The organism is Halomonas sp. AOP43-D1-4 (assembly GCF_052446175.1).
Lineage (GTDB): Bacteria > Pseudomonadota > Gammaproteobacteria > Pseudomonadales > Halomonadaceae > Vreelandella > Vreelandella citrativorans.
Genome location: NZ_JBQSVY010000001.1, coordinates 309897 through 321915 on the forward strand (window position 1 = coordinate 309897; position 12019 = coordinate 321915).

Annotated in this window: 10 protein-coding genes, 1 tRNA gene and 1 pseudogene; 6 read left to right on the plus strand and 6 right to left on the minus strand. The window is 54.7% G+C overall.

The genetic code is table 11. From position 1 onward, the window contains the following. Nucleotide 1: 1 nt before the first annotated feature. The 3 genes from ACT3RQ_RS01470 to ACT3RQ_RS01480 form a co-directional block, all read right to left on the minus strand. A complete protein-coding gene (locus ACT3RQ_RS01470) occupies nt 2-1261 on the minus strand; it encodes a hydroxymethylglutaryl-CoA reductase, degradative (protein ID WP_444638742.1) in 1260 nt (419 codons plus the stop codon). A 99-nt stretch (nt 1262-1360) separates the two neighbouring features. Further along, nucleotides 1361-2713 (minus strand): tripartite tricarboxylate transporter permease, encoded by a 1353-nt coding sequence (locus ACT3RQ_RS01475; protein WP_192528551.1) that lies wholly within the window; start codon nt 2711-2713, stop codon nt 1361-1363. 2 nt (nt 2714-2715) lie between these two features. Beyond that, complete coding sequence (locus ACT3RQ_RS01480) at nt 2716-2949, minus strand: hypothetical protein (RefSeq protein WP_193053870.1); 234 nt, start codon at nt 2947-2949, stop codon at nt 2716-2718. Nucleotides 2950-3127: 178 nt separating this feature from the next. On the opposite strand from ACT3RQ_RS01480, the gene ACT3RQ_RS01485 reads away from it, so the two are divergent. The 6 genes from ACT3RQ_RS01485 to ACT3RQ_RS01510 all read left to right on the plus strand — a co-directional run bounded on the left by ACT3RQ_RS01485 (nt 3128) and on the right by ACT3RQ_RS01510 (nt 10288). Then, entirely contained in the window at nt 3128-4492 is a 1365-nt protein-coding gene (locus ACT3RQ_RS01485; RefSeq protein ID WP_444638740.1) for an aminotransferase-like domain-containing protein, read from the plus strand. 606 nt (nt 4493-5098) lie between these two features. Beyond that, entirely contained in the window at nt 5099-6277 is a 1179-nt protein-coding gene (locus ACT3RQ_RS01490; protein WP_444638739.1) for an ABC transporter ATP-binding protein, read from the plus strand. After that, entirely contained in the window at nt 6274-7206 is a 933-nt protein-coding gene (locus ACT3RQ_RS01495) for a carbohydrate ABC transporter permease (RefSeq protein ID WP_444638738.1), read from the plus strand. Before ACT3RQ_RS01490 ends, ACT3RQ_RS01495 begins: the two co-directional genes overlap by 4 nt. Continuing rightward, the gene (locus tag ACT3RQ_RS01500; protein WP_444638736.1) at nt 7206-8054 is read left to right on the plus strand and encodes a carbohydrate ABC transporter permease; all 849 of its coding nucleotides are present in this window, start codon (nt 7206-7208) and stop codon (nt 8052-8054) included. Before ACT3RQ_RS01495 ends, ACT3RQ_RS01500 begins: the two co-directional genes overlap by 1 nt. A 33-nt stretch (nt 8055-8087) precedes the next feature. Then, nucleotides 8088-9362 (plus strand): ABC transporter substrate-binding protein, encoded by a 1275-nt coding sequence (locus ACT3RQ_RS01505; protein WP_444638734.1) that lies wholly within the window; start codon nt 8088-8090, stop codon nt 9360-9362. Between the two features lie 113 nt (nt 9363-9475). Then, entirely contained in the window at nt 9476-10288 is an 813-nt protein-coding gene (locus tag ACT3RQ_RS01510; RefSeq protein WP_444638733.1) for a phosphodiesterase, read from the plus strand. 32 nt (nt 10289-10320) lie between these two features. Here the strand turns inward: ACT3RQ_RS01510 and ACT3RQ_RS01515 are convergent. From ACT3RQ_RS01515 to ACT3RQ_RS01525, 3 genes and pseudogenes are all read right to left on the minus strand, one after another. Beyond that, nucleotides 10321-10566: pseudogene (locus tag ACT3RQ_RS01515) on the minus strand (transposase); the annotation flags it as partial. Nucleotides 10567-10898: 332 nt separating this feature from the next. Further along, a tRNA-Arg gene (locus ACT3RQ_RS01520) sits at nt 10899-10975 on the minus strand. A gap of 67 nt (nt 10976-11042) precedes the next feature. Further along, nucleotides 11043-11990 (minus strand): AEC family transporter, encoded by a 948-nt coding sequence (locus ACT3RQ_RS01525; protein WP_444679816.1) that lies wholly within the window; start codon nt 11988-11990, stop codon nt 11043-11045. Nucleotides 11991-12019 lie beyond the last annotated feature (29 nt).

Here is a 12019-nt window from a genome sequence, read left to right on the forward strand (position 1 = left end):
CTTATCCGTGACGCAACTGTTCAAGAAGCTGTTGGGCGATATCCACACGCACCTTACCGCCATCCACAAGCAGAGCCGCGATCCGGTCAACTTCCTCATTTTCGGCCCCGGCCATCACTGCGATATTCTTGGCGTGCAGCGCCATATGGCCTTTCTGAATACCTGTGGTTGCCAGCGCCTTCATGGCGGCAAAATTTTGCGCCAACCCTACTGCGACGATAATACGCGCCAAGCGATCCGCCGTTTTTACACCCAGAATATCCAGGCAATGCCGAGCACTGGGATGCGAGCGAGTAGCGCCGCCCACCAGGCCTACCGGCATGGGCATTTCCAGCGTACCGGTCAGGTTCCCTTCGCTATCAGCCTCCCAATGTGTCAAGGAACGGTAGCGCCCGGTACGCGCGGCGTAGGCATGCGCGCCCGCTTCCACCGCACGAGTATCGTTACCGGTTGCCAGCACAACAGCACTCACCCCGTTCATGATGCCTTTGTTGTGGGTGGCTGCCCGATAAGGGTCCTGATCAGCAAAGCGATACGCATTAAGCATGCTGTCACGTACCGACTCGCCGCCAAGATCTTCGAGCTTCCAGGTAGCACGCGCACGCGCAATGCGCCGATCTGCAAGATTGGAAAGAATACGCAGGCAACTGCGGCCACCGCTCCACTCTGCCAGAGAAGGCGCGACGGCTTCCGCCATCGAGTTGACGGCATTAGCGCCCATGGCGTCACGCACATCCACCAGCAGATGCACGATCAGCATGTTGTCGAGCACGCGCACTTCCAGCTCGCGAAAACCGCCCCCGTGCTGCAGCAACACCGGGTCGGTTGCATCGCAAATGCTTTTTACCTGCTCAAACTCGGAAAGCAGCCGGAGGCGCGCAAACTCAGGATTGGGCACATCCAGTAATTGCACCTGTGCAATCATGATGGGTTCTGACGTATCGGTATAAAACCCACCCGAGGCGCGACACTGCCTGGCCGCATTACACACAGCAGCGACCACGGAGGACTCCTCGGTCGCCATGGGCACCAGCTGTTCCTCGCCATCAATGACCAGATTGGTAGCAACCCCGATGGGCAGGTTCAGCGTACCGATAACGTTCTCGATCATGGCATCGGCAGTGGCTGACGAAATATTGCCCGTATCGGAAAAATGCGCGCGAACCTCGTTGCCAAGCCCGGCTATTTCAATGACTTTATCGAGCCGCTCGCTGGGGGGAAGTTGATAAAAACCGGGAATGCGTGATGTGCTGTGTGCCATTGATAATGCCTCTGATCAATTGAGGTTGAATAAGTAAATGTGCCTGAAGCAGGCGGTTTACCAGGACGCTGCATATGCTTCAGGCATGAACCAAACGTATTAAGCAAGCAGCCCTAAAATCCACGGTGCGGCATATAGCGTCATGAACTGCACACCGTAGTTGACGCCCCACCGGTTGAGCAGACCCGCCATCAGTGCCAGCACCATCACGCCCAAAATGCCCATTACGCCAGCATCCATATAAGCGAGCAGCATGACCAGCGAGAAGAACATCGCCAGAAACGCTTCGTGGGGAATGTGCTTGAACACAAAGATGCAGATACGCCGCGCGTACCGAACCGCAATCGGGTAAGTAATCAGCAAAGCGACACCGGCGCCCAAGATGCTGGCGATGGTAATTTCAGAAAAACTCATCAAGTGGTGAGCGTTCTGCTCAAGCGTCAGCACCGGCGGTGCGTTGAAGAAGGCATTGCCCGGACCAATCGCCATCGGGCTCATGGGAATGCCCAGCGCCGCCAAGGGAATCAAGATGCCCGCGATGTAAGAAGCATTGGTGACCGCATCCATTGACGAGAGCGCTCGGCTGGCCTTATTAACCGTGCCCTTCACCCAGCTCGACATTACTTCGCCCAGAAAGATCGTGATGCCCACTGGGCTCATGAAGAACGTAACCGAGCCCAGTACGGAGCTTGCCGCGGCCGAGGCGGTTTCCTGGCGCGTCAGGATACGAAACGGATTAGGTAGCTGCCCTTTTTCATCGTCACCGTAGATCTGGATCTGCTTGGGCTCAGACTCCACCATTTTATGGCGCTCACTGTTGACCGTAAGCTGCGCCAGATTAAACATCATCGGACCAATGGTGATGCCCAAAAAGAACGAAATGAAGACCGTCTGTCCTTCTGGAATGACGCCCATTCCCCAATACAGGTGCCGTAACCCCTGGATCAGAGCCGCCAACAGCACAATACTGATCAGACTGATGACTTTCTCCTTGCTCATCAGCGCCAGAAATACGGCACCGCCAAAGAAAATCTGGCTGGCGTACTGGCCAAGCACATCGGCTAGCGGCGTTAACAGAAAGGCGAGGAACAGGCTGATGGGTATTGCGACGAGCGTGCCGATGACCGAACCGGAGGCCATTTTACGAATCGCCAGGGTAGCGTGCCCTTCCCGCTTTAGAATCAGCGCGTGCTCGACCATAGGGGCCGACATCACCCCGCCCGGTATACCGGCTACCGAAACGGGGATAGAGTCGGTCAGCTTCTTGGCAACGATTGCCGCCATAAAGAAAGCCAGCACCACGGGAAGCGGTATACCTGCGACCACCAGCGCCAAGATTACGGGGGCCAGTACGGCGGTTTCATCAGTACCCGGCGCAACGCCAATGGCGGTATAAACGACGACAGCAATAATAGCGGCCGCCAGCATTTGAAGTAATAAGACGGGATCCATTACTACGTCTCCTCACCGGTTTGCAGCTGCCGCTTAGGGCGAAACAGCAGCGCATTGATGAAGAACCCCAGAATAGCGCCGCTTAGCCCCAGAATAAGCGGAAGCGGAGGCTGCGCCGGGGCAAGCAGATAGCCGCCTAGTGTTAACGGCGTGGAAATACACAGTGACAGCAGGAGGTCTCTCCCACTCACCGTGTCATCCCACACATTGAGAAACCGGTTCTTTTGTTCAGCCATAGCGTGTCTCCTTGAATTTATTATGGATGTTTCTTTTTTAATGCCGCTCATGATGGGTAAACTTGCTGATTACTGACAGGTACAGTTAGCGAGATTGTACGAGGTACTGTACCTATCAAAAGAGAGGTACACTGATTTCACCGGGTTGGGTTTAGCCCATTTACGGGAGGCACCTACCATGTCGAAATCCAGACGCGTGGCTGACACCATCCTCAAGGCTATCGAAGAAGGCCGCCTGGCACCCGGTGCCAGGCTCGCCTCTATACGCGAAGCCGCCCGCCAGCATGGGGTTTCGAAAAACACGATTGTTGATGCCTATGATCAGCTGATTGCACTGGGCAGGTTGCGCGCCCGGCAAGGAGCCGGTTTTTTTGTTACGCAGCCACCCGCGCTTGAAGCGCTGGAAAAGACCCACGAGCTCAATGAAGCTGTTGATAGCGTCTCGCTTTTGAGAGAGCAGTTGGTAGGTAATTTTCAGGTGCGGGTAGGCGACGGCCGAGCACCCGCTAGCTGGATGGGCGGCGCGGCGCTTGCACGGCAAGCCAAGCGGCTAACATCCATCGGCAATGATGATATCGAGTACGGTGCCCCACAAGGGTATCTCCCACTGCGTGAAACGATTGCCAGGGTATTGGCCGGGCGCTCTATTCATGCTTCCCATGAACAGGTACTGCTGACCTTCGGCGCCAATCACGCTTTCGATCTTATTATTCGCCACCTGATCGCCCCGGGTGACCGAGTTCTGGTGGAAACACCCGGCTATTACCCGTTGTTCGGCAAGCTGCGCTTGGCCAAGGCGAAGCTGATTGGCGTTTCGCGCAGCCACGAAGGGTTGGACCTTGATGACCTTGAGCGCAAAATTATTCAATACCGCCCCAATGTTTTCTTTCTACAGCCCAATGCTCACAACCCGACGGGCTCTACCCTTTCACTTAACCAGCTGTACCGGCTACTGACTCTCGCGGAGCGCTACAACCTGATACTGGTAGAAGACGACGCCTTTGCCGACCTGCTCCACCGAGGAAGCGCCCACCTGGCGGCCCTGGATGACCTGAGTCGCGTGATTTACGTAGGCACGTTTTCCAAGACGCTTTCCACCGGCATTCGCTCGGGCTATTTAGCGGCAAACCCTGCGCTGGTTAATGCACTTACCGATATCAAAATGGTCACCGTCGTTAACAGCTCTACCTTCAGCGAGCGCCTAATTCACGACATGATTAACCACGGGCGTTACCGCCGCCATCTGGTACAGCTGCGCGAACGCATTACCAAGGCCAGCGCCAGTACCATTACCGCGCTGAAAGAGGTGGGGCTTGAGAATATAGAGGGGCCAGGGGAAGGTTATTACTTATGGGCGCGCCTGCCGAACAACATTGATGCAATGCAGCTAGCCAAAAAAGCCTCGGACGAAGGTATTTTCATCGCCCCTGGCAGCATCTTTTCACTACGCCCCAATGGACCGGATGCATCGTCCATGCGTATGCATATTGCCTACGCTAATGATCATCGGTTTTTGGGGTTTCTTGAGCGTTGGTTGGGGTAGGGTTTGGCGGCTATAAGGGGCACAATTCATCACTTAAGCCACTTATAAATAAAATTTTATCTTATTATAAAAGTCTTCCGCATACCTTATCGCATACTATACGTAATGTGGTAGGGCCCTTCTATCACTCTGCTGCCGAAAAGCCATCTACTTTTCATAGGGGCTGTTACCGCCTCCTTCGCTATAAATAATCTCAGTCTAAACACTTCAGGCGCTTCCCGAACACGCTAACAAAAAAGCCTCAGCGCAATGGCCAGGGGTTCTTCGTGCTTAATGCCACTGCCTTAGCCAGCTCACCACTTCGCAGGCAACACTTTCTTTGAGCACGTTTCAAACCCTACCTTGCCATCGATAAAAGCAGGCGAGCGGGTTAGTTGGGGAATGAGAACTCCTATCGGCGAGCTTTGTGATAATGGCATGCATTAATGGATGAATCACATATTCCCCGAGCCCTATCACGAATGGAGTCAGGTAGCGGTACTACTGCAGCCGGTATTCCTATGCGGGATCAGCCTGACATCAGACCATCATAGTTCTGTCACGCCTCTGACACTTCTTATCCCTAGCCTCTTGTCCACTGAACAATGAGTAAAAGGGGCTCCAACCATGACAGACAGCGTCGTGCTTACGAACATTACCAAGAAATATGCCGACAATGTCGTTCTGAATGGCATCTCCCTCGACATCCGCCCAGGAGAATTCCTATCGCTAGTTGGCGCGTCAGGCTGCGGTAAGTCGACCCTCCTGCGTATCATCTCCGGCCTAGAGGAATCGGACAGCGGCACCATCTCTATCGGTGAGCGAAATGTTACCCATCTAGAGCCGCAGCAGCGCGATGTGGCAATGGTCTTCCAAAGTTACGCCCTCTACCCACATATGACCGTGGCCGAAAACATCGCTACTCCCCTGCGTATGTCCCGTCTGAATGCTCTCTCTCGACTGCCGCTGATCGGCATGGCCACCCCCGGACGTCGCAAGATACTGGCAGCGATCAAAGCGGAGGTCCATGCAGTAGCCGCCCAGTTGCAGATTGAGGCTCTGCTCGGGCGCAAGCCAGCTCAGCTCTCCGGCGGACAACGGCAGCGCGTGGCACTGGCTCGTGCCATGGTCCGTCGGCCAGCCGTCTTTCTTATGGACGAACCGCTCTCCAATCTAGATGCCAAGCTGCGCGTGCACATGCGTACCGAGCTCACTGAACTGCACCGCCGTCTGGACACTACCTTCATCTACGTCACCCACGACCAAGTGGAGGCGATGACCATGTCTGACCGAATCGCACTGATGGCGGACGGCAATATTCTCCAGCTCGGCACGCCCAATGAGCTCTACCACCACCCAGCCACTCTGCAAGTGGCGCAGTTCATTGGTTCGCCAGCAATCAACTGCTTCGAAGCGCCAGTTGCCAACGGCGCAGTTACGTTGCAGGGCCAGCCGATGACAGGCTTAAGCGTGGGAGAGCATCGCAGCGTGGTAGTGGCAGTACGTCCCGAAGCGCTGCGTCTGAACGCCGAACCGGGTGACATGGCACTGCACACCACCGTTCGACGCCTAGAGCTCCAAGGCGCCGACTGTTTCCTGATCGCCACGCAGAAAGATCAGGACCGCATGCTGCATGCCCGCCTCTCCCCTGAAGAAGCGGTCAAGATTGATGTCGGCCAGAAGATCATGCTTTATTTTCGTCCGGCGCTAGCGCACTTCTTCACAGAGGATGGCTTGCGCATTGAGCCTACCGTCGAAAGTCTGAAGACAGCGGCTGAAGAGTCGCGTGCCGAGGTGTTTGCATGAGCGGTATTGTCGAGACTACTGCCGTACCGGCGACACGGTTAGCAGACGCGGCGGGGCTGCCCCAGGCTCGCCGGCGCCAGCTCAAGGGCTATGCCTTCGCCACGCCGGCAGCGCTACTATTACTGTGCATTTACATCGTTCCACTGATCACCCTGCTGGTAATGAGCCTAACGGATTATCGCCTGGGCGCCGTGGTCACTCAGTTCGTCGGTCTGGATAATTTTTCGCGAGCCTTCTCAGACCCAGTGTTTCGCCGAGCTTTTACTAACACCCTGCTCTATGTGGCGATCGTAATCCCTCTTGGTGTCGGACTGGCGCTGCTTATCGCCACGCTAATCCACAGCCGCGTACGCAGCCGCTCCTTCTACGAGGTGGTCTACTTCCTACCAGTGACCTCAACTCTTGTGGCGATGGCGGCTGTGTGGCAGTTTATCCTACACCCACGCCTCGGCCCGGTTAACGCCGTCCTAAAGTCGTTCGGGATCGGCGAGATCGCCTTTCTCTCGAACCCAGCGCTAATCATCCCCACTCTCGCCATCATCGGCGTATGGCAAGTCATCGGTTTCAACATCATCCTGTTCCTCGCTGGACTATCGGCGATCCCACGCGATCTATACGACGCTGCCCGAGTAGATGGCGTGAGTCGTCCTCTTGATCGTTTCCTGACAGTCACTTGGCCTATGCTTGGCCCCACTGTGATGTTTGTCGCGGTGACCACCTCAATCACAGCCTTCAAGGTGTTTGAAACAGTAGCAGTGTTGACCCGGGGCCGAGACGGATCAGAAGTTTTGCTCTACGCACTTTATTTAGAGGGGTTCGAGTACTTTCAGATGGGCTACGCCGCAGCTTTGACTCTAATTTTCCTAGCCTTCGTGCTGTTCCTGTCCATCGGGCAGGCACTTCATCTCGACCGTAAGGTGCACTACTGATGACTGATGTTCGTCGCCCCCTAACTGGGTATGCCTGGCGCCAGCTGTTACCCCACGCGGTGCTGATGACAGGCGCTCTGTTCATACTGCTGCCTTTCTATTGGATGCTACTGACCTCGCTACGCGCACCGGCTGAAATTTTTAGCGTTAGCCTATGGCCGATCCCTCAATCCTTCCATGCTTTGGATAACTTCACTTCGGCCACACAGGCAGTGCCACTGTTCAGATTCATGCTCAACGGCGTTATCGTCTGCTGCAGCATTCTCATCGTGCAACTGCTGGTGGCTATCCCAGCCGCCTATGCCTTAGCCAAGCTGCCGTTTCCCGGCGCTAAATTGTTTTTTTCATTGGTTATCGGTGCGCTGTGCATCCCGATGCAAGTGCTGGCACTGCCGATGTTCATTGGTCTGGCATGGGCCGATCTGCTCAATACCTATTTCGCTATGATGGCTCCCTTTTTCCTCTCAGTGTTCGCCATCTTCCTTTTCCGTCAAACCTTCAAATCCTATCCAGACGAGATCATCCAGGCGGCGCGGCTCGACGGCATGAGCGAAATGAGTATTTGCTGGCGCCTTGTGGTGCCTTCAGCGCTACCGGCGATTGCAGCCTTCACCGTATTCTCCATGGTGGCGCACTGGAACGACCTCTACTGGCCAATGATTGTCATCTCCGACATGCGATTAGCCACTCCTCCACTCGGCATGCTGTTTTTCGCTGATGCCGAGGCTGGAACTAACTACGGTGCCCTCATGGCCGGAGCCACGGTACTAACCATGCCACTGGTGATCTGTTTCCTACTCGCGCGCCGCCAGTTCATCGAAGGAATCACGATGACCGGTGTGAAGTAGGCGTTATACCCAACCGCAACTGGAGATTAATTAATGAAATTTCGTTATCTCGCCGCCATGGCTACGCTAGGCACCGGCTTGGCTCAGACTGCTGCCGCCGAGACCGTCACCCTCGACGTACTGCACTGCAACGCCAGCTTTTCACGCTTTCACCAGCCCATCGCTGACGCCTTTATGGCCGAGAACCCGGACATTCATATCAACTTTCTTGCGCCCTGCGCCGACTATGACGCTGGCCATCAGCAAATGCTGCGTTTTGCGGTGACCAATAATCTGCCCGACCTCTACTTCTCAGGCTTCCACCTACTTGAGGAACTGACCCAGTCGTTGGCGGAACGTGGTCAGATACAGGATTTGCAGCCCTATCTCGACGAGCTGGGCGAGACATTCATCGCTGAAAACTACGACCCTAATATCTTGGCGTTGGGCCATGTCAATGGTTCCCAGTACGGCCTTCCGGTCAACGCCTCTTCGCCAATCATGTACTACAACATTGAGATGGTACGCGAAGCTGGCGGCGATCCCGACAACATGCCCGATAACTTTGATGACCTGATCGAACTAGCGGCCCGCATCGACGCGCTAGGCGACGATATTAGCGGCCTTTCTTACGACGTACATGGCTGGAGCGATGACTGGCTCTGGCAAGCGCTTCTCTACCAGCAAGGGGGTTCGTTACTCAACGCAGAACGCGATGGTGCCGGCTTCGATAACGAATTCGGACTCAACGCCTTGACATTAACCCAGCGCTTCGCCACTGAGGCCGGCATGGAGGTAATCGACCCAGACCAGTCACGGCAGCAGTTTGGCGCAGGACTCACCGGCATTATTTTCGATACGCCAGCCCGCCTGCAGACCCTTAACGGACTCGTAGGCGAACGTTTCGAGTTGGGCACAACAACGTTCCCTCTTAACGATAAAGAGCAAGGAGGGGTCCCCACCGGCGGCAATGCTGTTGTGGTTACATCCCAAGACGAGACACAGTTAGAAGCGGCGCGAAAATATGCATTATTCGTCACCGGTCCAGAAGCACAGGCCATCGCCGTCAAAATCACCGGCTACCTGCCAACGAACCAGCTTGCCTTGGGCGATAACTACCTGGCTCCCTACTATGAAGCCAACCCGAATGCCGCTACCGCCACCCAGCAGGCCGACCGTTCACTGCCTTGGATCGGCTATCCGGGTGGCGAGTCGGTGCGTATCTGGCGTACCCAGCGCGATATCATCAGTCAGGTGATGCGCGGCGAGGTAACTCCGGAAGAGGGTCTAGACCGCATAGTCAGTGAAACCAATGCATTGATTCGCTAAGCACGCTCTGCGCTAAGCCCGGACGGCTCGCCAAGTATTAGCTTTGGGGCGTCAGGAATCCCACAATTGGGAGCGCCAACGCTCCTCTTTATATTGAGAAGAATACTCCTATCATGAAGATTATCCAGATCACCGATACCCATTTCGTACCACCAGGGAATACACTCTATGGGCTAGATCCTGCCGCCAGCCTGCGGCGCGCTGTAGCAGATATAAATGAGCATCATGCCGATGTCGACCTCGTCGTCGTTACAGGCGACCTGGCCAACGACGGAGACGAGAGCGCCTATCGGTTGCTGTGCGATACTTTAGCTCCGTTGCCCTGCGAAGTAAGGTTGCTGCTAGGCAACCATGACAACCGCGAAAACTTCCGCCGCGTTTTCCCAGAGGCGCCGGTAGACTCTCAGGGCTTTATTCAGTCAGCACTCACTACATCAGATGGTACATTGCAGTTACTATTCCTTGATAGCCACGAGCCAGCGACTATCGGTGGAAAATACTGCCACCTGCGTCTTGATTGGCTTGCGACTGAATTAGCCAAGACCCCAGATATACCAGCGGTGATCTTCATTCACCACCCCCCCTTCGATACTGGTTTTGCGCATTTCAAGCATATCGGCTTCCATGATCCCGAAGCGCTGCTAGAGGTATTACAAAACCACCCTGCTGGTATAAGACATATGTTTTTCGGACATATTCATATCTCGCTTTCCGGTATTACCGAAGATGGTATCTCCTATACTTCGGGACGCGGCGTAAGCCACCAATTTATTGTTGAGCCCAAGGACCCAGCCCCCTATTGGACCGCTGGCACAGGCCCAAACTACACAGTCATAACCCAGCGGGGTAAGGAGCTACGCGCCATGCACGTAGATACGCTGGATGCTCAATCGCTAGTCAGGTCCAGCGAATGTTCCGGCCCCTGACATAATCCCAATGAGCACCAAGGTTTGTTAAAAAAACCGAAAAACCAGCGATAGGTGACGTTGGTCTGAATCTCGCGCATCAACTGGTGCTCACTTCGAATACCGAACAGGTAACCGATAAGCAACGCCTTGAAGAGCAGCACGCGGCCGGGCGCAGGCCGACCGTTATCTGCACAGTAGAGATGCCGCGTTTGATCAAGGATGAAACCAAAGCCAAGGACTGCCTCGATCTGACGCAGCAGATGGTTCGATGGCACGATTTCTTCAAGCGTTACCATCTCAAGCTAGTACTGATGCGGGGAGACTAGAAGAAGTGGCATAGCCCAAACGCCACTCACGGCGGCCATCGGGCCAGATCCTAAGTTCTAATCCCATGCCATCTGAGAGGGTAACAATTTTCGTGCCAGGCTTAGTTGCGTTTATCTGACGGATAGTTAGCGCCATACGGGTATACCGAGCGTCTTCGAATGGAGGTCTATACCGTACTGTATACCACTTGGAAGCGGGATTTGGAAGGAACACCGAGGAACAACGGGGAGCTAAAAATCTATGTCTTTCAGAGTATTACACTCTATTTTTGGCCTTCTCAGGACTGCTCAAGAATGGCCGTTGGCGTCCCTGGCAGGAGTCGAACCTGCGACCTGCCGCTTAGGAGGCGGCTGCTCTATCCTACTGAGCTACAGAGACTTTGCTTGCAGAAGGGGCGCACAGTATAACGTGTTACAGATAACACTCCAACCCGCCTCTGCCCTTCTTACACCCAGCCCAACAAACGCAGCGCAAAAATGCCCAGTGTTACCGAAATACTGGCCATTAAGGTGGTGATCGCAATGATGTTGGCGGCCAGGCCTGCGTTGCCGCCCATGGCTTTTACCATGACAAAGCTGGCGGCGGCGGTGGGGCTGGCAAAAAAGAGGAACAACAACCCCAACTGTTCGCCTTCAAAGCCTAACAGCCAGGCAGCTACGGTAGAGAGCACAGGTAAGACGGCCATCTTCATAATGCTGGAGCTCACCGCAATGTCGCTTTTATCTCGAATGCTGGACATCGAGAGCGTTGCGCCAATACAGATCAACGCCAACGGTAGCGTGAGCGACGCAAAATAATCCCCAGAGGTCATCACCCAACTGGGGAGCGAAATGGAAAAAGCGGTAAACGGTAAGGCCACAATCACTGAAATAATCAGCGGATTCGTCGCAATATGCTTGAGAATGCTGCGCCAGTTAGCGGCTTTTTCCGCTTGATAAGCAGCCAGTACCACCACTGAGAGCGCGTTGTACATAATAATGACCACACCAACCAACAGGCTGCCCGTTGACAGCCCATAGTTGCCGTACATGCCCGCTGCCAGCGCCAGCCCAAGGACACCGCAATTACCGCGAAAAGCTCCTTGAACATAAATCCCGCGTTCGGCATAAGGAATGCGAAAGCGTGCCCATAGCCAACTCAACACAAACTGCCCCAGTGTGGCGATGGCAAAAAACACCATTAACGAGATATCCAGCGCAACGCTAATATCAGCTTTAATCAAACTTAAAAAGATCAAGGTGGGCAGCGTGGCTTTAAATACCAACGCAGACGCGGTGGTGACAAAGGTGCGATCAATCCACCCCAAGCGCTTTAGGCCAATCCCCAGAAAAACCATGGCAAACACGGGTAAGGTGATATCAAGTGTTTGAGTAAACAATTCAAGTAGGTTCACAGTGTTGCCTCAGCCAATTCAGCGTGCCC